Consider the following 20,250-nt stretch of genomic DNA (forward strand, 5'->3'; position numbering starts at 1 on the left):
TTACGTCATTTTCGGCGAAATTCGGGGGTGAAGTTCCGGCAATCTCGCGTCACGCTATAAAGCGTGCGCGGAAGGCAGATGATGACGACACTTTCTGAGATACCGAGCGAACTTGCGGGTCCATCCGCCTGGACCGGCCGGGAAATGGTTGCGCGGCAAGACGAATGGATTGTCGATCTGTCATCACAGGACATCGCTGATATTGAGCAAGCTGCCCGCCACTATCTGAGCCTGGGGCGGGATATCGGTGAAATCTCAATGGCCGACTTTCCGCTACTGAGGTTTGATCGGCATCTGGAGACACTGCGCGACAAGCTGATCAGCGGGATCGGTTTCGAAGTAATCCGGGGCCTTCCGGTAGAGACATACTCTCAGGAAATGGCCGCGGCGATTTTTTGCGGGGTCGGCGCTCATCTAGGGTCGGCCCGCTCGCAGAATGCACAGGGGCATATTCTGGGGCATGTGCGGGACATCGGCGCGGATGCGAAGGATCCGAACACGCGAATTTACCAGACCCACGAACGTCAGACGTTTCACACGGACAGCGCCGACATCGTGGGTTTGCTGTGTCTGCGTGATGCCAAGGAGGGCGGCGATTCACTGTTGGTCAGCGCCGAAACGATCTACAACCGGATGCGTGCCGAATGCCCCGAATTGCTGGAACGATTATTCGATCCCATTGCAACCGACCGGCGCGGCGAAGTTCCCGAAGGGATGCAACCCTATATGACGATTCCACCGTTTTGCTGGCACGATGGTAAACTTACGGTGTTCTATCAACGGCAGTACATCGACAGCGCGCAAAGGTTCCCCGAGGCTATGCGCCTGACGCCCGATCACGTCGCGGCATTAGACAGGTTCGATGCGCTGGCCAACGATCCTGACCTCTACCTGACCATGCGGTTGCAGCCAGGCGACATGCAGTTCGTCTACAACCACTCGCAATTGCACGATCGGACAGGTTACACCGACTGGCCAGACCCGGCCGAACGTCGCCATTTGTTCCGCCTCTGGCTTTCGCCCGAGGGCGACCGTGAATTGCCCGAGGTTTTCAGGCAGCGCTATGGAACGATAGGTGTGGGCAATCGCGGCGGGATCATCACGAAGGGCACTCGTCTACATGCTCCTCTGGACTGACCGCGACCGGATGCTTGCATTACGTTTCGCGGGGGCGCATATCCAACGCAACTCTGCAAGTTGAGGTCCATATGTTCCGCGCGACACTTATCGCTCTTTCCTTTGCATGCGCCTCGGTTGCCACTGCTGAAACTCGCGTGCCGCAATCACAGGCCGAGATATCGTTGGGATTTGCGCCGGTGGTCAAAGAGGCGTCTCCGGCGGTCGTCAACATCTATGCCAAGATTGTGCGGCAAGGGCGGGCCAACCCGTTTTTCTCTGACCCGTTCTTTCAGGATTTCTTTGGCGGAGGATTTGGCGCGCCCCGCCCCCGGGTGCAGAATTCTTTGGGCTCGGGCGTGATCCTGTCCGATGACGGCTATGTGGTGTCCAACTATCACGTCGTCGGCACGGCTACGGAAATCCGCGTTGTGACAACGGACCGGCGGGAATACTCGGCTCAAGTGGTTCTGGGGGACAAGGAAAGCGATATTGCCATATTGCGCCTGAAAGAGGCTGAAGAGCTGCCCTTCCTGCAATTACGCGATTCAGATCATGTCGAAGTGGGCGAACTGGCGCTGGCCATCGGCAACCCGTTCGGGGTGGGGCAGACCGTGTCGTCGGGCATCATCTCGGGACTGGCGCGGACCGGAACGGCGACGGGTAACGCGCGGGGATACTTCATTCAGACCGACGCCGCCATCAATCCCGGCAATTCGGGTGGGGCGCTGATAGACGTGAATGGTGATCTGATCGGGATCAACACATCGATCCTGACACGTTCGGGGGGATCGAACGGTATCGGCTTTGCAATCCCGGCCAATCTGGTTGCAGAGTTTCTGCGACAGGCACAGAACGGGAATGAGAGCTTTGTCAGCCCTTGGGCTGGAATGGCGGGCCAGCATATGAGCGCGGACATCGCCGAGTCATTGGGATTGGTAATCCCCATGGGCGTTGTGATCTCGGACCTGCATCCGCTCAGCCCTCTGGCTGAGGCCGGGTTGCGCGTTGGCGATGTTGTGACGCATGTGGACGGGGATGAGGTGAATTCTCCGGCTGAGATGAAGTTTCGCATGTCGGTGGCAGGCGTAGGCGGCACTTCGGTCGTGACCCGGCTGCGCGGAGATGGCCGTACGGATGTACCGATCGCTCTTATCAGGGCGCCGGAATCTCCGGAAGCCGAGGAAACCACGCTGGACGACAAGACCGTGATGCCAGGGCTGACCGTGTCACGGGTGAACCCGGCGGTTATCGCGCGGATGGGGCTTTTGTTGTCGCAGACAGGCGTGGTTGTGGTGGATGCTGGCCCTTATGGGGGCCGTTCTGGGCTGCGCGCAGGTGATGTGGTCAACAGTATCAACGGCGCGGAGATCGAGCGCCCCGACGACGTCGTAGATGCCCTGACCGACCCTGGCCGCAGGGTGAATCTGGATATTCTCCGGGGTGGACGGCCCGTTTCCCTGCGGTTCCGGCTGTGATCCCATGAGCGACCTGTTCGACACCGAGGCAACTGAGCCCGCGCCGGCAGCACATCGTCCGCTGGCCGATCGTCTGCGGCCGCAAACGCTGGCCGAAGTGGTCGGGCAGGAGCAAGTTCTGGGCCCGGACGGGCCGCTGGGTGTCATGCTGGCCTCGGGCAGTCTGTCCAGCCTTGTGTTCTGGGGACCGCCGGGTGTGGGCAAGACCACCATCGCTCGGTTGCTGGCGCAGGAAACCGATCTGCATTTCGTTCAGATCAGCGCGATTTTCACGGGCGTGCAGGATCTGAAGAAAGTGTTCGAGGCGGCGAAGATCCGGCGTCAGAACGGGCAGGGGACATTACTGTTTGTCGATGAAATTCACCGGTTCAACAAGGCGCAGCAGGACGGGTTCCTGCCGCATATGGAGGACGGCACGATCCTGCTGGTCGGGGCGACGACCGAAAACCCGTCCTTTGAACTGAATGCCGCAGTGCTTAGCCGGGCGCAGGTGTTAGTTCTGGAACGGCTCAGCCTGGCCGATCTGGAGCGCCTGACCCAGCGCGCGGAAAAAGAACTGGACCGCCCACTGCCTCTGACGGGTGCTGCACGAGAGGCGCTGCAGGAAATGGCCGATGGCGACGGGCGGGCGCTGTTGAACCTGATCGAACAGATCGCGGCATGGAAGGTCGATGCGCCTTTGGACACCGAGGCCCTCTCTACCCGGCTGATGCGGCGTGCGGCGAAATACGACAAGTCGGGTGACGAGCATTACAACCTGATTTCGGCCCTGCACAAATCCGTTCGGGGCTCGGATCCGGATGCGGCTCTGTATTGGTTCGCGCGGATGCTGGAGGGCGGTGAAGACCCTCGTTATATTGCTCGCCGCCTGACAATCATGGCGGTCGAGGATATCAGCCTTGCCGATCCGCAGGCGCAGGCGCTGGCCCTGCATGCGTGGGAAGTTTACGAACGGATCGGTAGCCCCGAGGGGGAACTGGCTCTGGCGCAGGCGGTTGTCTATCTGGCATTGGCGCCCAAGTCGAACGGAGCCTATGCGGGGTACAAGGCGGCCCGCGAACTGGCCCGGCGTTCAGGTAGCGAGCCGCCGCCGATGCACATCCTGAACGCGCCCACGACTCTGATGAAGGATCAAGGGTTTGGGGCCGGGTACAAGTATGACCACGATCAGGATGACGGGTTTTCCGGTCAGAATTACTTCCCTGAGACCATGAAAAGGCCCATTCTGTACCAGCCGGTCGAGCGCGGTTTTGAGCGTGAGCTGAAAAAACGAATGGACTATTTCGCCAGGCTGCGGGCGCAGCGCAACAGCTAAATTCCGTAGCGTCAGAAGCGACAGGTGGCCAAAATCGCGCTTCCCTCGGGTCATGAGATTCGAGGGAGGAACGCGATGACCGTTTCAATCGACAAAACGGACGATGTCTGGACAATCATCCATGACCGGCCTGAAGCTCGTAACGCCGTGGATCCCGAGCATGCGGAGGCTCTGGTTGCGGCGTTTCTCGACTTTGAACACAGTCCGGCCAAAGCGGCGGTGTTCTGGGGAAAGGGCGGCAACTTCTGCGCTGGATGGGATTTGAAACTGGCCGCCACTCATTCAGACCCGGAACTGGGCGAGGCATATTATGAAAAACATGCCTTCCCTATCGGATCGGCGCCATCGACACTTGGCCCGATGGGCCCGTCGCGCCTGGAATTGTCCAAGCCGGTGATCGGCGCGATCGAAGGCGCTGCTGTGGCGGGTGGGATGGAGCTTGCCTTGTGGTGTGACATCCGGGTGATGGCCGAAACCGCCTATCTGGGCGTCTATTGCCGCCGTTGGGGGATCACTCTGATGGATGGCGGAACAGTGCGCCTGCCGCGTCTGGTCGGGCAAGGCAAGGCGCTGGAGATTGCTCTGACCGGCCGCAAGGTCGAGGCCGAGGAATGTTATCGCATCGGTCTGGCCGAGAAAATCGTGCCCCATGGCGAGTCCCGCGCCGCCGCCGAAGCCATGGCCCATGAGATCGCCCGCTTTCCGCAGGAGGCCGTTCGTGCCGACCGCCGTTCGATCATCGAGACGCGGGGCCTGCCCGTGCGCGATGCGCTGAAGGTCGAATGGGCCAATGGGCTGGAAGCAATTCGCCGCGAAGGCACTGCAGGCGCGGGACGGTTCCGCGATGGGGCTGGGCGGCACGGGGATTTTTCAAACATCTGACGGCCCGTCTCACTGGGCTGTCCCGGCTTGACTCTTGCGCTGCAGCACGCCACAGACGCGCATGTTTTCTAGGGCACTTACAGACACGTTTGCCGCGCGGGCATTCTGCGCGGAGCAGGGGATATCGGCATGAGCGGCGTACAGATGATCACCGTGGCAGAGGGTGACGGCGACCAGCGACTGGACCGCTGGCTGCGCCGCCTGTTCCCCCATGTCAGCCAGGGCCGTATCGAAAAGATGTGCCGCAAGGGCGAGTTGCGTGTTGAAGGCGGCCGGGTCAAGGCATCGACCCGCCTGGAGACCGGTCAGGTCGTGCGCGTTCCGCCGTTGCCGGACGCTGATCATAAGCCTGTCGAGGTCCAGCGACGTGTCTCGGATGCCGACGCCAAGATGATCCAGTCCTGCGTGATCTATCGCGATGACCACGTGCTGGCCCTCAATAAACCCCACGGCCTGCCTGTGCAGGGTGGCAGCGGCCAGACCCGCCATGTGGACAGCCTGTCTGAGGCGCTACGGTTCGGATACGACGAAAACCCCCGCCTTGTGCACCGTCTGGACAAGGACACTTCGGGCGTTCTGCTGATGGCCCGCACGCGCGAGGCGGCCAAGGGGCTGACGGCAGCATTCCGTCACCGCGACACGCGCAAGATTTACTGGGCCCTGGTGGCCGGGGTGCCGACCCCGTATCTGGGTGAGATCAAGACCGGGCTGGTCAAAGCACCCGGCCACGGCAAGCACGGTGAGGGCGAAAAGATGGTCGCCGTGCACCTGAACGAAATTGACGACAACCCGGGAGCGAAACGCGCGCACACACTGTATGCGACGCTCTACCGGGTGGCCGGGCGCGCCGCGTGGGTAGCGATGGAGCCGATTACCGGACGCACGCACCAGTTGCGGGCGCATATGGCCGCGATTGGTCATCCGATCATCGGCGATGGTAAATATGGCGGCTCGGGTCAGGAAAATCTGGGCGATGGCTGGGGCGCGCAATTGGGCGGGATCATCAGCAAGAAACTGCACCTGCACGCGCGGCAGGCCTCGTTCCAGCATCCGGTGACCCGCAAGTCAATCACCGTCACCGCACCTTTGCCCGAGCATATGAAGCACAGCTGGGACACGTTCGGCTGGACCGAGGATTTGGCCGCAGATGACCCGTTTGAGGAACTGCAATGAGCGCACCACTGCGACTGGTGCTGTTCGACGTGGACGGAACTCTGGTCGACAGCCAGGGCAGCATCGTCGCGGCCATGACGGCCAGTTTCGATGCGTTGTCGCTGCCGGTGCCGGAACGGCAGGCGATATTGTCCATCGTGGGCCTGTCCCTGCCGAACGCGATGGCGCAATTGGCACCTGAGCAATCGGACAGCGTTCAGCACAGCCTTGTTGAGGGGTATAAACAGGCCTATCACGCACACCGTCTGGAACAGGGAGCGGCAAGCTCTCCGCTCTATCCTGGGGCCAGAGAGGTTATCGAGGGGCTGCATGCCGTGCCCGAAGTATTGCTGGGGGTGGCCACCGGGAAGTCTCAGCGCGGTCTGGACGCGTTGATCGAAGCGCACGGGTTGGAGCGCTTTTTTGTCACCCGGCAGGTAGCGGATCATCACCCGTCGAAACCGCATCCTTCGATGATCGACACGGCGCGTGCAGAAACTGGCATAGACGCGGCCGCGACGGCCATGGTCGGTGACACCCGGTTTGACATGGAAATGGCCAAAGCGGCCGGTGTGGCAGGAATTGGCGTGACGTGGGGCTATCATCACCGATCCGCGTTGGGCGGCGCTGTCTGCGTAATCGAAACCTTTGACCAGCTGCCGCGCGCGCTGGATAACATCTGGACCTGACGACATGAGCGACTGGAAGCCGAAACGATTTTGGACGGAGAGCGCGGTGGTCGAAGCCGACGGCGGATTTACCGTTGAACTGGATGGTCGTCGTGTGAAAACCCCGGCGAAGGCTTCGTTGATTCTGCCGACCCGAGCGATGGCCAGCGCGGTCGCCGCCGAATGGGACGCGCAGGAAAAACTGGTTGACCCGACGTCAATGCCATTCACCCGTTCGGCAAATGCCGCGATCGACAAAGTGCGCCAGCAGCACGCTGAGGTTGCGGACATGCTGGCCGATTACGGCGATTCGGACCTGCTGTGTTACCGGGCCACTCACCCGCAGGAGTTGCAGCAAAGGCAGGCCGAGCAATGGGACCCGGTGTTGGATTGGGCTGCGGATGCGCTTTCCGCGCGGCTGTTGCCGGTGGCCGGGGTATTGCACCAACCGCAGCCTGAGGAGGCTCTGACAACCCTCAGACAGCGTGTGCACGGGCTAAATGACTATCAGCTTGCCGCTTTCCATGACCTTGTCAGCATGTCGGGGTCTCTCATTCTAGGTTTTGCCGCCGCGCAAAACTGGCGCAAAGTGGAAGAAATCTGGCAAATTTCCAGGCTGGATGAGCTGTGGCAGATCGAACAATGGGGCCACGATGAAGAGGCACAGGCGGTGGCTGAAACCAAATTTACCGCCTTTTTGCACGCGAAACGGTTTTTCGATATCTCGGATTGAGCCCTCACGACCTGATTTTTCCGATCTTGAGCGAGTCATCTCAGGATTGACTCATCGTTTTCCCTGATCCGACCCTTGACGTTTGTTTATGAATGCGACCAAACTCAAGCCCACTAAAGGGGAGACACCTTTGGGGAAACCTTTCTGGTGCCAGAGGTGCCGGACAGAACTGCCCCCGAACCGGGGTGGAAAATCAGGAAGAGGTAAAAATGAAAAAATCCGTAATCTTGGGCGCGGCCACAGTTGCCGGTCTGGCCGCTGGTGCAGCCGCGGCGGGTACTGTGGACGACGTCAAGGCGCGCGGTAAGCTGAACTGCGGTGTAACCACCGGTCTGGTCGGCTTTGCGGCGCCGGACGCGAATGGCGAATGGCAGGGCTTTGACGTGGCCGTATGCCGCGCGGTTGCCGCTGCTGTACTCGGCGATGCAAACGCAGTTGAATTCGTTCCGACCACCGGTAAGACACGCTTCACCGCGCTGGCTTCAGGTGAAATCGACATGCTGGCCCGGAACACTACCTGGACCTTCAGCCGCGATGTTGACCTTAAGTTCGAATTCGTTGGCGTCAACTATTATGACGGTCAGGGCTTTATGGTTCCCAAGGCGCTGGGCGTAAGCTCGGCCAAGGAACTGGACGGCGCCACTGTCTGCATCCAGACCGGTACCACCACCGAGCTGAACCTTGCGGATTTCTTCCGCTCGAACAACATCAGCTACGAACCGGTTCCGATCGAAACCAACGCCGAAGCGCAGCAGCAGTACCTTGCTGGCGCATGTGACGTTTACACCACTGACGCATCGGGCCTGGCCGCAACCCGCGCCACGTTCGAAAACCCCGGTGACCACGTCCTGCTGCCCGAAATCATCTCGAAAGAGCCGCTGGGCCCGCTGGTCCGTCACGGTGATCACGAGTGGGGCGACGTTGTCCGCTGGACCCTGAATGCTATGATCTCGGCTGAAGAGCTGGGCGTCACCTCGGCCAACATCGACGAGATGGCCGCCGGCACCGACAACCCCGAAGTGAATCGTCTGCTGGGCAGCGAGGGCACTCTGGGTGAGATGCTGGGCCTGGACGCCAACTGGGCTGCAAACGCGATCAAAGCCGGTGGTAACTATGGTGAAGTATTCGCCAAGAACATCGGTGAGGAAACTCCGATCGGTCTGGCTCGTGGCCTGAACGCACAATGGACCGATGGCGGTTTGCTGTACTCGCCACCGTTCCGTTAAAACCCACGGAAAAGGGCGCAGGGCAACCTGCGCCCTTTTTCCATCAATAAGAAACACGCCCGGAGAGTTCTGAGCAGAGACAAACTCTGCCGCCAAAAACCGGGATGCACGGGGATATACATAGGTCATGACGACACTCACTGACCCGCCGAAGGAGCAGTTCCGGCTGTCCATGCTCCTTTACGATACGCGGTACCGATCTGCGACCATTCAGGTCATCGCTTTGATTAGTTTCATGCTTTTGGCAGCCTGGATCATTTCGAACACCATTCAGAACCTCGAGGCGCTGGGAAAACCGGTCGAATTCGGCTTTTTCGGCGAACCGGCGAGCTATGATATCAACCAGCGCCTGTTGGAATACACGTCGCGCGACAGCCACCTGCGTGCGGCCTTTATCGGTTTGCTGAACACTCTGGTTGTGGCCGTTCTAGGCTGTATCACGGCCACGATTGTCGGCGTTCTGGTCGGTGTTCTGCGTCTGTCCAACAACTGGCTGGTCGCGCGGATCATGACCGTATACGTCGAGATGTTCCGCAACGTGCCGGTCTTGCTGTGGATCGTGCTGGCCATGGCCATCCTGATCGAAAGCCTGCCTGCACCACGGGCATTCCGGGGCGAGGACGCGACGGCGTCGATGAACCTGTTTGACACAGTCGCCGTGACCAATCGTGGAGTTTATATCCCAGAATTCCTGTTCTCGCGCAGCTTGGGCGATATCCATCTGTTTGGCACGTCGAGCCTGAGGTTCGACATTTCTCTGGACTTGATCGCCTTTCTCATCGTGCTGGGCAGCAGCATCTTTGCCATGCGCAAGGTTTCAGCCTGGGCTCAGGCAAGGCAAGAGTCGACAGGTGACCGCCCGAAAATCTGGCATATCCAGTTGGGCATCCTGTTCGTTCCAATGATCATCCTGCTGACCATTCTGGGTTTTCACCTTGGATATCCCGAGCTGAAGGGCTTCAACTTCAGCGGCGGCACCCATATGCGCAACTCGCTGATTGCGCTGTGGCTGGCCCTGTCACTGTACACGGCAGCTTTCATCGCCGAGATCGTGCGCGCCGGTATTCTGGCCATCTCGAAAGGTCAGACCGAGGCTGCGTCCGCGCTGGGCCTGCGCCCGGGCCGCACCATGCGGCTTGTGATCCTGCCGCAGGCGCTGCGGGTGATCATTCCGCCGATGATCTCGAACTATCTGAACCTGACCAAGAACTCGTCGCTGGCGATTGCGGTCGGATATATGGACATCACAGGTACTTTAGGTGGCATCACCATGAATCAGACCGGGCGTGAGCTGGAATGCGTTCTGCTGCTGATGCTGGTCTATCTGTCCATCTCGCTGAGCATTTCGGCGGTGATGAACTGGTACAACAACCGTGTCAAACTGGTGGAGCGGTAATATGAGTGATGTTTCATTTGTCCGCACAGAGATGCTGCCGGAACAGGCGCCGCCAGCTTCCGAAGTCGGCGCGATCGGCTGGATCAGGCACAACCTGTTCTCAAGCTGGCTCAATTCGATCCTGACGATCGTTTCGTTGTATGCGATCTACTACGTGCTGTCGGGCGTTCTGCCATGGACGTTCCAATCCGTTTGGAACGCCAATTCACTGACAGAGTGTCGTGAGATCATGATGGCGACTTGGGGCTCTACCCATGGTCATGCTTGCTGGGCCGTCATCAACGACCGCTGGCTGCAGTTGCTGTTCGGCTTCTACCCCAGCCATCTGTACTGGCGCCCGATTCTGGCGCTTGTTCTGTTGCTGGTTGCGCTGGCGCCGGTTCTGTATTCGGACCGCGTGCCGAGCAAGATGCTGATCTTCACCGCGATCTACCCGTTCCTGATGCCGTTCCTGATGTGGGGCGGTACCGTCTGGGGTCCGATTTCAGCTGCGATAGGGTTTGTCGTCGGCTGGGGTGCTTACACTATCCTCAGCAAGCAACTGAGCGAGCTGATCGGGATGATCGGTGCCGCAGTGGCTGCAGTGATCTGGTGGCTGGTGCTGTCCGGCTATTTCACCGGTGCAATGGACTCGATCCTGCCTATTGGCATCGAATCCGTGGAGAGCCGTCAATTCGGTGGCTTCATGCTGGCGATCCTCCTGGGCGTTGTGGCCATCGGTGTCTCGCTGCCGATCGGTATCCTTTTGGCGCTGGGCCGCCAGTCCGACTTGCTGATCGTCAAATACATGTGCGTGGGCTTTATCGAGTTCATCCGTGGTGTGCCGCTGATCACACTGTTGTTTGTGGCGTCGCTGCTGCTGAACCTGTTCCTGCCACCGGGTACCAACTTTGACATCATTCTGCGGGTGATGATCATGATGACCCTGTTTTCGGCCGCCTATATGGCCGAAGTGATCCGCGGTGGCCTGGCTGCCCTGCCACGGGGTCAGTACGAAGGTGCCGACAGTCTGGGGTTGAACTACTGGCAGGCCCAGCGATTGATCATCATGCCGCAAGCCCTGAAAATCTCAATTCCGGGCATAGTGAGCACCTTCATCGGGATCTTCAAGGATACGGTTCTGGTGTCGATCATCGGGCTGTTCGACGTGCTTGGCCTAGCCAACGCGATCCGCGCTGATACCGCGTGGAATGGCATCTACTGGGAATTGTTCGCCTTTATCGGCGCACTGTTCTTCGTCGTCTGCTTCTCCATGTCCCGTTATTCCATGTATCTGGAGCGCAAGCTTCAGACTGGCCACCGTTAAGGAGTTCAACACATGTCTGAACTTGCAATTGAACGCGAAATCGACCGCTCCAAGATGCAGGTGAGCGACGAGGTCGCCATCGAAATCTCCAACATGAACAAGTGGTACGGGGCCTTCCACGTGCTGCGCGACATTAATCTGACCGTCAATCAGGGCGAGCGGATCGTGATCGCGGGGCCGTCCGGGTCGGGCAAGTCCACTCTGATCCGCTGCCTGAACGCGCTGGAGGAACACCAGCAGGGCCGGATCGTCGTGGACGGGACCGAGTTGTCGAATGACCTCAAGAACATCGACAAGATCCGGTCCGAGGTTGGCATGGTATTCCAGCACTTCAACCTGTTCCCGCACCTGACCATTCTGGAAAACTGCACGCTGGCCCCGATCTGGGTGCGTAAGACGCCCAAGAAAGAGGCCGAAGAGCGCGCGATGCATTTCCTGGAAAAGGTAAAAATCCCCGAGCAGGCCGACAAGTACCCCGGTCAGCTTTCGGGCGGTCAGCAGCAGCGTGTGGCGATCGCGCGCTCGCTCTGCATGATGCCGCGGATCATGTTGTTCGATGAACCGACATCGGCGCTCGACCCTGAGATGATCAAAGAGGTGCTCGACACCATGATCGAACTGGCCGAGGAAGGCATGACCATGCTGTGCGTGACGCACGAGATGGGCTTTGCCCGTCAGGTCGCCAACCGTGTGATCTTTATGGATGCCGGTCAGATCGTGGAACAGAACGAACCGGAAGAGTTCTTCAACAACCCGCAAAGCGAGCGGACAAAGCTGTTCCTTAGCCAGATTCTGGGGCACTGATCCCAATTACGAAAGTAAGGAAAGGCGGGGCTGGCCCCGCCTTTTTCTATTCCGGCAACTCGCGTGGAATGACAAAGCCCTGAACGTCACCGCTGTGCCACTGAATATCCGCCCAATCGTCAATTTCGAAGCGGATCACGGTTGTCGCACACGTGGGGTAGTCGTAGAACCGGACGTGGTCCGGTGCCTTTCTGACAAGTCGGTTGGCAAAGGTAGCAATGCCGGGGTTATGGCCCAGCATCAGGACTGTCTGTTCGGTAGCCTCGGACAATTCGGTCAGCATCCCTTCGGCGCTGGCATGATAGAGTGTGCGGTGAAAACTAACCTTGTCGGCCTGCAATCCCATTCGATCCCAGGTCTCGCGCGTTCGGGCCGAGCTTGAACTCAGCACCTCATCCGGCAGCCAGCCATTACCGCGCAGCCACGTCGCAATCGCCGGGGCCGACTTGCGTCCGCGTTTGTTCAATGGCCGGTCATGATCGCTGAGCGCGGGACTGCCCCAACTTGATTTCGCGTGGCGGGTCAGGATCAGCGTGCGGGTCATGATGGGTGAAAGGCATTCATGTGGTGGGCAGATTGTTCCGGGTCGCGTCCTGCGCCAACGCTGAGCGGACATGACAACCGCGCGAGGCAGCCGCCTGTCATGCAGGTCTGCCCTTCAACAGTCGAAAGGTGGCTGTGGCAGGCATCCACGTCATAGAAGCTCTGGGTGTTCAGCGCGTCCACGGGGCAGGTCTGAGCGCAAGGGGCAGGGCAATTAGTGCAGGGTGATGGGTCTGTTGCCTCGGGGATCGCGAATTCTGCAGCAAAATGCAGCGCCCCTCTAAAAGAGATCATCATACCAACCGAGTCATGCACCAAAGCGCCCACAGGGCTGCTGAAAGTACGGCCGGATTTCAGAGCCCAGTCAATGAAAGGTGCATAAGGTGGACCACCGAACGGGAAATGCGCCTGAGCACCCAGGTTCTGCGCCAATTGCCCGATCACGCGCGATGACCAGCGATCCACCGGGTCTTCGCGTTGCCATTCAGGCGAGGATTTCAGTGCAGGCCAGAATGCGGAACCTGCGCCCAACAGGATCAAGGTGCCGCCATCCAGTTGCTTGGCGGCAGAACGTCTTGGATGCAGCGCGCCCATGACGATCAGACCGGCCTCCTGCGCGGCTCGCTCCACATCATCAAATGTGGCGACAGTCAATTCAGAGGAGGTAGGCGTAGTTCCTGTCATGTCTCCTCCGTCGCGTGGGAACTTAGTCGGGCCGGATCAGCGACCCTGCACCGTGTTCAGTAAACAGTTCCAGCAGCACCGCATTTGGTGCGCGCCCGTCAAGAATAACAACGGCACGAACTCCGCTGTGCAGGGCGTCCAGCGCCGTTTCTGTCTTGGGGATCATTCCCCCCGCAATCGTGCCGTCCAGCGTCATCTCGCGGATCTGGCCTGCCTTCAGCTCGGTCACGACCTCGCCGCCCGCGTTCTTCACACCCGAGACATCGGTCAACAGCAGCAGGCGATCCGCCTTGAGCGCCGAGGCAATTGCCCCCGCAGCGGTGTCGCCGTTGACATTTAAGGTCTCACCGTTGCGCCCGGCGCCCAGCGGTGCAATCACGGGGATCACATCATGCGCGAAGAGATCGCGCAGAATTTTAGGATTCATCTCGGAGGGAGAACCGACAAACCCCAGCGAGGGGTCCGTCTCGTCGCACAGCATCAGATGTGCATCCTTACCCGACAGGCCGACGGCCATGCCGCCCTGATCGTTGATGGCCTGAACGATGCGCTTGTTCACCAGACCGGACAGCACCATCTCGACCACTTCGACGGTTGCCTTGTCGGTCACACGTTTGCCGTTCACAAACTCGGACTGGATGTCCAGCTTGTCCAGCATCGCGTTGATCATCGGGCCGCCGCCATGCACGACTACCGGGTTCACACCGACCTGACGCATCAGGACGACATCGCGGGCAAAGCTCTCCATCGCTTCGTCGCTGCCCATGGCATGGCCGCCCAGTTTGATAACGACAATCGCGCCGTCATAGCGTTGCAGATATGGCAATGCGCTGTTCAAGGTGGCGGCGGTGGCGATCCAATCCCGGTTCATATCTCGTGTCTTCATGGCTGCAGTCCCTCTGGGAACCCGTGTTAGGGCGTTTGGAAGGTGCTGCCAAGACCGGATAGTGTAAACAGTGGTTCTGATTGGCCGCACTTGGGTTGGACGGGCCGGATGTATCAACTCATGGCACGTTTCGTAGCCGGAGTATTGCGGATCAGCTGCAAGTCAATGATCAGTGCGGACAGAAATGTGATGGACGGTTCGTAGAACTCATTCCAAATGCGCGATGATCGACCGTAGTGTCTGAATTCCGTCACCTTTTTCAGACGAGGTCAGAACGATTTCAGGGAAGGCTGCCGGATGTTTCGACAACGCTCCGCGCACTTGATCCAAAATCTTTTCGCGGTCATTTGCCTTAACCTTGTCGGCCTTGGTCATCACGCATTGGAAAGTCACCGCACTGGTGTCCAGCAGCTTCATAATCTCGGCATCCACTGGTTTTACCCCATGGCGTGAGTCTATCAGGACAAAGGCGCGGCGCAGGGTCTGGCGCCCGCTCAGATATTGTTTCAGCAACCGCTGCCACTTTTCGACCACTTTGACCGGTGCATTGGCGTAGCCATAGCCGGGCAAATCGACCAGATAAAGCTCTGGTCCTTGGGTGAAAAAGTTGATTTCTTGCGTGCGACCCGGCGTGTTCGACGCGCGCGCCAGTCCTTTGGTGCCGGTCAGCGCGTTGATCAGGCTGGATTTCCCCACATTCGAACGGCCCGCAAAGCAAACCTCCAAACGATCGGGCGCGGGCAGGCCGTTCATGGCAACGACCCCTTTGACAAACTCGGATGGTCCCGCGAACAGTTTGCGCCCGCGTTCAAGTGCGGACTCATCCGGGTTTTCGGAGAGAGGAAAGGGGAGAGAGCTCATAATACTTGCACCTTGTCGCCGACTGAGATTGCGCCGCCTCGAACAACAGTGGCATAGACGCCGAAATCCTGATGGCCCCAGCTGTTTAGCGTGCCCAGCGTGTCGGCATCGCGAAGGCCGGTATCAGGGTTGGCGGTTGTCGCAAGACAGCGCTGGATGCGCTCGCGCACGCTGAACACAGCCTCGCCGATTTGAACTTCGCGGCCCAGCCAGTCGAATTCTTCCCACAGGGGCAGGCCATCGAACCAGATGCTGCCGCGCCAGCGCTGGATCGACAAGTCCTGACCCAGCTTTTGCTCGACAGCGCGATGAGAGGCCATGTTGCACAGGCTGATTGAGGGGTATTCGCTGTCGGTCATTCCCCGACCCGGCACCCGAAGGATCCGAACCGAGGCTGCCCGGTCAGTCGGCATCAGGGGCTTGACCCAGTCCAGAAATATCTGCTGGTCCTTGTCCGGGTTAAAGCGCAATTCCGGGCGTTCCGGATGGGTCAGAGTCATCGTATCCCCATCCATACGGGTCGAGATCGCCATCAGTTGCGGTGCTTTCGATCCACGGCTGAAATTGGCGCAGGGGACCCATTCGGACCCATCTGCCGTCGATGCCTCATGCGCGACCGCCCAAACGCGATCCCCGGGCATGGTCTGCCCGGGGTTCAATGTTACGGTCTGAATGGCTTCGCGACCATGGCTTTTGATCGGATGCCGCCAGAGATGAGTCACCTCAGCATTCATTTGTCATCCGTCTTCGGTGTGCGCTTGAAGCCGGATTTAATATTGCCGAAGACATCTGGCTTATAGCCCTGGCTGCGCATGATCAGATACTGCTGCGTGAACGTGATCGTGTTGTTCGCAATCCAGTAGACCACCAGACCGCTGGCAAAACCGCCCAGCATGAACATGAACACCCACGGCATCCAGGCAAAGATCATCGCCTGCGTCGCATCGGTTGGTGCTGGGTTAAGCTTTTGTTGCAGCCACATCGAGATGCCCAGCAACAGCGGCAGGATTCCGATGAAGATCAGCGCCATCAGTGTATCAGGCTGCGGGCCAGCAAACGGCAGCAGACCAAACAGGTTCATGATCGAGGTCGGATCCGGCATGCTGAGATCCTGGAACGGGCCGAACCAGGGGGCCTGGCGCAGTTCGATGGTGACAAAGATCACCTTGTACAGCGAGAAGAAGATCGGAATCTGCAGCAGGATCGGCAAACAGCCCGCGGCCGGGTTCACCTTTTCTTTCTTGTACAGCTCCATCATGCCCTGCTGCATCTTCTGGCGATCATCGCCGGCAGCCTCTTTCAGGGCCTCCATCTGTGGCTGGAGCTCCTTCATCTTCGCCATCGAGACATAGGATTTGAACGCCAGCGGGAACAGGATCGCCTTGATAATCAGAGTCAGACCAATGATCGACCAGCCCATGTTACCAATCAGTGCGTTGATGTTGTGAAGCAGCCAGAAGATCGGCTTGGTCAGGAAAAAGAACCAACCCCAGTCGATGCTGTCGATGAATTTCTGCACGCCTTCCGCCTGGTATTCGCGGATGGTTTCCCACTCCTTGGCACCTGCAAACAGCTGAGTAGTGACCTCTTCCGTTGCACCGGGAGCAACGGTCAGGGTCGGCAGAACCGTTTCGGTCTGATAGATTTTGCGGCGCTCATCATATTTCGCGGCCGCTTTGAACGCGGTTCCAGGCTCGGGGATCAGCGTCGTCATCCAATAGTGGTCGGTGAAACCGATCCAGCCATCTTCCTTGACCTGAAAGACTTCGGCCTGTGCACGCTCGTTAGGGTCAATATCGAAGTCACGTACGTCGCCGTAGTCGATTTCAGCCAGAGTACCGTCGGCCATCCCGATCACGCCTTCATGCAGGATGAAGAAATTTTTCAGCTCGGGCAGGTCGCCGTCCTCTCCGATTCCATGACGGGCCAGGATGCCATAGGGGGCCATGCCAACTTCGGTCTGAGTGTTGTTTTCGACGGACTGGCTGACGGTGAACATATAGTTTTCGTCCACAGAAATCATGCGGCGGAAAGTCAGGCCCTTGTCGTTGTCCCACTTCAATGTGATCGGCGCATCGACCCCCAGCGTTTCGCCGTTTTCAACGGTCCACTGAGTGTTCGGGCCGGGAACGTCGGCACCTGAAACACCAGCGCCGGGTGCCCAACCGTAAAGGGCATAATAGGCCGAGTCCGATCCAACCGGGGACAGCAACTCGACGATCGGGGCGCCTGCGGCGATGGATACTTTGTAGTCTTTCAGGTACAACTCGTCGATCCGACCGCCTGACAGCGACAGGCTGCCTTTCAGGCGCGGGGTGTCGATCTCAACCCGTGGGGCCTGGGTGTCGGGCAGCGTTTCTTCGGCGGCAGCCGTCGCTTCGCCCACAGTGCCGGTGCCGGCAGCGCTGGGTGTCTGCACCTCAGTGCCCTCGGTGGCGCTGATTTCAGTCTGCTCGGGTGGGGTGGTTTGTTCCGGAGGCGGGAACAGCACGAACCAAACAAGGATCACGAGAAAGCTGAGCGCGGTTGCGAGGATGAGATTCTTGTTCTGATCGTCCATCTGGGACAGCCACCTTAAGCAGTGAAACACACCCGGTGGGTTCAACAGAGTGCAGGCCCAAAGGTCAAGCGGATTCGCCTGTTATTTCGTCACGGATCGCTTTTCTGTGGCGGATTCCAGAGATTATGAGCCGGTCTGGCGTCCGATTTTTGGCACTCTGTTGACCTTGTTCTGGTGTGCCGCAATCCAGTCCAGTGTCTTTTCAAATGGCATGGGCTTGCCGATCCCGAACCCCTGAACGTGGTTGCATCCCAGTTGCGCCATCAATGCATGTTCACCCTTGGTTTCGACACCTTCGGCCAGTGTTTCGACATTCAGGCGTTCGGCCATGGTCAGGATCGCACTGACCAGTTGCTGCTGGCTGGCGTCGCGGTCCGCTTTGGCGACAAAGGACCGGTCGATTTTGATGCGCGAGACATCAAAGCGTTTGATAGACGCGATCGAAGCATGGCCGGTGCCGAAGTCATCCAGATCGATACAACAGCCAAGATTGGACAGGCTGGTCACGTTCCGCGTAATCACGTCGTCTGGCCGACGTGAGAAAACAGTTTCCAGAACCTCTACGGCCAGCCGGTCAGGCGTCAGGTCATTCTGATCCAACTCCCACTTCACACGGTCGATCAAGGCTGGGTCTCTCAGTTCATCGGAAGAAAAATTCACCCCGATCCGGGGAACCGCAGCTCCCGCCCGATCCCATGCGCGCATGGCTGAAAACGCGTGGTGCCGCATGGCTTGACCAAATCTCTCCATCAGATCCGCCTGCTCGGCAAAGGGCAGGAACACCTGCGGTCCCAAAACACCCTTTTGAGGATGCTCCCAGCGGGCAAGCGCCTCAAATCCGGTGACGCGGCCGGTATCCGTTGAAATCTGAGGCTGGAACCACGGGCGAATTTCGCCGCTGTCCAACGCTGCGTCGAATTCCTTGCGTAGATTGGCCCGAATGCGTGAACGGCGGCGGGCTTCGCTGGAAAAAGCGCGAATGGTGGAAGGCCCGTTCCTTTGTGCTTCGGCCAAAGCCGCCGAAGCCGCGTCGATCCAATCCTCAAATCCCCGATCTGACACGCTTGAAAGAAGGCTGAAACCAATGGAGCAAGACACGTAAACGCCTGCGCCGTTCAGCGTGATGGATTCTTCCACCACGGACTGAATTCTGCCGGACATCTGAATGCAGGCCTCAAGATCCAGATGCTGCGACGGGTGCAGACTGATTGCGATTTTGTTCTGATCCAGCCGTGTCACGATGTCCTGGGTCCGGATAACCGACAGAACACGGCTGCCGAATTGCTCTGCCAAGTGATTTGCAGCGGCGTTGCCGTGCAGATCAAGGAAATCGGAATAGTCGTCCAGCGCGACAATCAAGCAAGCCGAATTCTCTCCGCTCGCGCTGGAAGCCTTGAAAATTCCTTCCATCTCAGAGGCAAAGATGTCGATGGGCAGCAAGCCGCCTTCCGAAGCGCTGCGGCGGAGGCGTCGACGGGCCAGCGCGCCGAACTCAGTGACGCAGGCGATAACAAGCGGTAATCCCAGCGCGGCAGCCACAAGGGCATATTCCCCGCCGATCCAGAACGCAGCCAGACTGATCGCTGGTGCAAAGGCCAGTGCCGGAGGGCCGCTCAGAACTGAGGCAAGAGAATCGAGGATTCGGTTTTCAGAGATATGTTTCCACATCGGTTTTCTGGGCCTTTACCTTGGGCATTGCACGCTCAAGACAACCGTAGGAAACCAATCTGAGTCAGTCGTTAACGCAACCGAGGAATTTCATCCGAATTTTCGTCATTTTTGCCGGGGTTCAGGGCAAGGTTCTGAAAATCGAACAGTTTCGGGTCCAGCAAATGCGACGGACGCGCATTGGTCAGAGCCCGGAACATCACCTGACGGCGGCCGGGGCTGTTCTTTTCCCACTGGTCGAGAATCTGTTTCACCTGCTGGCGCTGTAGCCCGTCCTGACTGCCACACAGATCGCAGGGGATGATGGGGTATTTCATCGCTGTGGCGAATTTCTCGCAATCGGCCTCGGCCACGTGGGCCAGCGGGCGGAAGACGAACAGGTCACCTTCTTCATTTACCAGTTTCGGCGGCATGGTCGCCAGACGACCGCCGTGGAAAAGGTTCATGAAGAACGTCTCAAGGATATCGTCGCGGTGATGGCCCAGCACGACAGCAGAACAACCCTCTTCGCGGGCGATACGGTACAGGTTGCCCCTGCGCAGACACGAACACAGCGCGCAATAGGTGCGGCCTTGGGGAACCTTGTCCATCACCACCGAGTATGTGTCCTGATATTCGATGCGATGCGGTACTCCCGTGCGTTCCAGAAACTCGGGCAGGACGGTGGCGGGAAACCCCGGCTGGCCCTGATCCAGATTGCAGGCCAGGAGATCCACCGGCAGCAAACCGCGCCATTTCAGCTCATACAGAACCGCCAGCAGAGTATAGCTGTCCTTGCCACCCGACAGGCAGACCAGCCAGCGCGGCGGCTTGCCGTCTTTGTCATGGGCGGACGGATCCACCATCCCGAATTGCTCAATGGCCTCTCGGGTCTGGCGCACGATGCGTTTGCGCAGCTTCTTGAACTCGGTGGTCGAGGGCGCGCCGGCAAAGAGCGGGTGGATATCGTCAGCTTCGTCAAACATGCGCTGC

At 59.1% G+C, this 20,250-nt stretch carries 19 protein-coding genes; 11 read left to right on the forward strand and 8 right to left on the reverse strand.

The window, feature by feature from the left end:
* Positions 1-81: 81 nt before the first annotated feature.
* The 11 genes from GOX66_RS20390 to GOX66_RS20440 all read left to right on the forward strand — a co-directional run bounded on the left by GOX66_RS20390 (position 82) and on the right by GOX66_RS20440 (position 12,076).
* Positions 82-1,137, forward strand: a complete 1,056-nt coding sequence (locus tag GOX66_RS20390) for a TauD/TfdA family dioxygenase (protein WP_170764977.1) — start codon at positions 82-84, stop codon at positions 1,135-1,137.
* Between the two features lie 71 nt (positions 1,138-1,208).
* Positions 1,209-2,594 (forward strand): trypsin-like peptidase domain-containing protein, encoded by a 1,386-nt coding sequence (locus GOX66_RS20395; protein WP_170764978.1) that lies wholly within the window; start codon positions 1,209-1,211, stop codon positions 2,592-2,594.
* Positions 2,595-2,598: 4 nt separating this feature from the next.
* Complete coding sequence (locus GOX66_RS20400) at positions 2,599-3,909, forward strand: replication-associated recombination protein A (RefSeq protein WP_170764979.1); 1,311 nt, start codon at positions 2,599-2,601, stop codon at positions 3,907-3,909.
* A gap of 75 nt (positions 3,910-3,984) precedes the next feature.
* Positions 3,985-4,791, forward strand: a complete 807-nt coding sequence (locus GOX66_RS20405; RefSeq protein WP_170764980.1) for a crotonase/enoyl-CoA hydratase family protein — start codon at positions 3,985-3,987, stop codon at positions 4,789-4,791.
* Positions 4,792-4,920: 129 nt separating this feature from the next.
* Positions 4,921-5,964 carry an RluA family pseudouridine synthase gene (locus GOX66_RS20410; RefSeq protein WP_170764983.1) on the forward strand — a complete coding sequence of 348 codons (1,044 nt, stop codon included), beginning with the start codon at positions 4,921-4,923 and terminating at the stop codon, positions 5,962-5,964.
* Entirely contained in the window at positions 5,961-6,632 is a 672-nt protein-coding gene (locus tag GOX66_RS20415; RefSeq protein ID WP_170764984.1) for an HAD-IA family hydrolase, read from the forward strand. The genes GOX66_RS20410 and GOX66_RS20415 overlap by 4 nt, the downstream gene beginning before the upstream one ends.
* Before the next feature lie 4 nt (positions 6,633-6,636).
* Positions 6,637-7,344: an ATP12 family chaperone protein gene (locus GOX66_RS20420; protein WP_170764986.1), complete on the forward strand. Its 708-nt coding sequence runs from the start codon at positions 6,637-6,639 to the stop codon at positions 7,342-7,344.
* A 209-nt stretch (positions 7,345-7,553) separates the two neighbouring features.
* Entirely contained in the window at positions 7,554-8,570 is a 1,017-nt protein-coding gene (locus GOX66_RS20425) for an amino acid ABC transporter substrate-binding protein (protein WP_170764989.1), read from the forward strand.
* A gap of 127 nt (positions 8,571-8,697) precedes the next feature.
* Entirely contained in the window at positions 8,698-9,966 is a 1,269-nt protein-coding gene (locus tag GOX66_RS20430) for an amino acid ABC transporter permease (protein ID WP_170764991.1), read from the forward strand.
* Between the two features lies 1 nt (position 9,967).
* Positions 9,968-11,272 (forward strand): amino acid ABC transporter permease, encoded by a 1,305-nt coding sequence (locus GOX66_RS20435; protein WP_170764993.1) that lies wholly within the window; start codon positions 9,968-9,970, stop codon positions 11,270-11,272.
* 12 nt (positions 11,273-11,284) lie between these two features.
* Entirely contained in the window at positions 11,285-12,076 is a 792-nt protein-coding gene (locus GOX66_RS20440; RefSeq protein WP_039537380.1) for an amino acid ABC transporter ATP-binding protein, read from the forward strand.
* Positions 12,077-12,122: 46 nt separating this feature from the next.
* Here the strand turns inward: GOX66_RS20440 and GOX66_RS20445 are convergent, their stop codons facing one another.
* From GOX66_RS20445 to ttcA, 8 genes are all read right to left on the reverse strand, one after another.
* Complete coding sequence (locus GOX66_RS20445) at positions 12,123-12,620, reverse strand: SixA phosphatase family protein (RefSeq protein WP_170764995.1); 498 nt, start codon at positions 12,618-12,620, stop codon at positions 12,123-12,125.
* Positions 12,617-13,303 carry a ferredoxin gene (locus GOX66_RS20450; RefSeq protein WP_170764997.1) on the reverse strand — a complete coding sequence of 229 codons (687 nt, stop codon included), beginning with the start codon at positions 13,301-13,303 and terminating at the stop codon, positions 12,617-12,619. The genes GOX66_RS20445 and GOX66_RS20450 overlap by 4 nt, the downstream gene beginning before the upstream one ends.
* Before the next feature lie 22 nt (positions 13,304-13,325).
* Positions 13,326-14,189: an acetylglutamate kinase gene (argB, locus tag GOX66_RS20455; RefSeq protein WP_170764999.1), complete on the reverse strand. Its 864-nt coding sequence runs from the start codon at positions 14,187-14,189 to the stop codon at positions 13,326-13,328.
* A gap of 207 nt (positions 14,190-14,396) precedes the next feature.
* Entirely contained in the window at positions 14,397-15,050 is a 654-nt protein-coding gene (gene yihA, locus GOX66_RS20460; protein WP_170765001.1) for a ribosome biogenesis GTP-binding protein YihA/YsxC, read from the reverse strand.
* The gene (locus GOX66_RS20465; RefSeq protein ID WP_170765003.1) at positions 15,047-15,784 is read right to left on the reverse strand and encodes an MOSC domain-containing protein; all 738 of its coding nucleotides are present in this window, start codon (positions 15,782-15,784) and stop codon (positions 15,047-15,049) included. Before GOX66_RS20465 ends, yihA begins: the two co-directional genes overlap by 4 nt.
* Positions 15,781-17,610 (reverse strand): membrane protein insertase YidC, encoded by a 1,830-nt coding sequence (gene yidC / locus GOX66_RS20470; protein ID WP_170765005.1) that lies wholly within the window; start codon positions 17,608-17,610, stop codon positions 15,781-15,783. The genes GOX66_RS20465 and yidC overlap by 4 nt, the downstream gene beginning before the upstream one ends.
* Positions 17,611-17,733: 123 nt before the next feature.
* A complete protein-coding gene (locus GOX66_RS20475) occupies positions 17,734-19,278 on the reverse strand; it encodes a GGDEF domain-containing phosphodiesterase (protein ID WP_170765007.1) in 1,545 nt (514 codons plus the stop codon).
* Between the two features lie 71 nt (positions 19,279-19,349).
* On the reverse strand, positions 19,350-20,243 hold the full coding sequence (ttcA, locus tag GOX66_RS20480; protein WP_170765009.1) for a tRNA 2-thiocytidine(32) synthetase TtcA: 894 nt from the start codon (positions 20,241-20,243) through the stop codon (positions 19,350-19,352).
* Positions 20,244-20,250: the final 7 nt, after the last annotated feature.

Origin of the sequence: Ruegeria lacuscaerulensis (assembly GCF_013031245.1) — a bacterium.
GTDB lineage: Bacteria > Pseudomonadota > Alphaproteobacteria > Rhodobacterales > Rhodobacteraceae > Ruegeria > Ruegeria lacuscaerulensis_C.

What these genes read in the sequence shown, in the direction of transcription:
- yihA (WP_170765001.1), bottom strand. Translation starts at nt 15,050, where the DNA reads ATGAGCTCTCTCCCCTTTCCTCTCTCCGAAAACCCGGATGAGTCCGCA.
- GOX66_RS20440 (WP_039537380.1), top strand. Translation starts at nt 11,285, where the DNA reads ATGTCTGAACTTGCAATTGAACGCGAAATCGACCGCTCCAAGATGCAG.
- GOX66_RS20395 (WP_170764978.1), top strand. Translation starts at nt 1,209, where the DNA reads ATGTTCCGCGCGACACTTATCGCTCTTTCCTTTGCATGCGCCTCGGTT.
- GOX66_RS20425 (WP_170764989.1), top strand. Translation starts at nt 7,554, where the DNA reads ATGAAAAAATCCGTAATCTTGGGCGCGGCCACAGTTGCCGGTCTGGCC.
- ttcA (WP_170765009.1), bottom strand. Translation starts at nt 20,243, where the DNA reads ATGTTTGACGAAGCTGACGATATCCACCCGCTCTTTGCCGGCGCGCCC.
- GOX66_RS20475 (WP_170765007.1), bottom strand. Translation starts at nt 19,278, where the DNA reads ATGTGGAAACATATCTCTGAAAACCGAATCCTCGATTCTCTTGCCTCA.
- GOX66_RS20400 (WP_170764979.1), top strand. Translation starts at nt 2,599, where the DNA reads ATGAGCGACCTGTTCGACACCGAGGCAACTGAGCCCGCGCCGGCAGCA.
- GOX66_RS20465 (WP_170765003.1), bottom strand. Translation starts at nt 15,784, where the DNA reads ATGAATGCTGAGGTGACTCATCTCTGGCGGCATCCGATCAAAAGCCAT.
- GOX66_RS20420 (WP_170764986.1), top strand. Translation starts at nt 6,637, where the DNA reads ATGAGCGACTGGAAGCCGAAACGATTTTGGACGGAGAGCGCGGTGGTC.
- GOX66_RS20450 (WP_170764997.1), bottom strand. Translation starts at nt 13,303, where the DNA reads ATGACAGGAACTACGCCTACCTCCTCTGAATTGACTGTCGCCACATTT.
- GOX66_RS20445 (WP_170764995.1), bottom strand. Translation starts at nt 12,620, where the DNA reads ATGACCCGCACGCTGATCCTGACCCGCCACGCGAAATCAAGTTGGGGC.
- GOX66_RS20410 (WP_170764983.1), top strand. Translation starts at nt 4,921, where the DNA reads ATGAGCGGCGTACAGATGATCACCGTGGCAGAGGGTGACGGCGACCAG.
- GOX66_RS20390 (WP_170764977.1), top strand. Translation starts at nt 82, where the DNA reads ATGACGACACTTTCTGAGATACCGAGCGAACTTGCGGGTCCATCCGCC.
- GOX66_RS20430 (WP_170764991.1), top strand. Translation starts at nt 8,698, where the DNA reads ATGACGACACTCACTGACCCGCCGAAGGAGCAGTTCCGGCTGTCCATG.
- GOX66_RS20405 (WP_170764980.1), top strand. Translation starts at nt 3,985, where the DNA reads ATGACCGTTTCAATCGACAAAACGGACGATGTCTGGACAATCATCCAT.
- argB (WP_170764999.1), bottom strand. Translation starts at nt 14,189, where the DNA reads ATGAAGACACGAGATATGAACCGGGATTGGATCGCCACCGCCGCCACC.
- yidC (WP_170765005.1), bottom strand. Translation starts at nt 17,610, where the DNA reads ATGGACGATCAGAACAAGAATCTCATCCTCGCAACCGCGCTCAGCTTT.
- GOX66_RS20415 (WP_170764984.1), top strand. Translation starts at nt 5,961, where the DNA reads ATGAGCGCACCACTGCGACTGGTGCTGTTCGACGTGGACGGAACTCTG.
- GOX66_RS20435 (WP_170764993.1), top strand. Translation starts at nt 9,968, where the DNA reads ATGAGTGATGTTTCATTTGTCCGCACAGAGATGCTGCCGGAACAGGCG.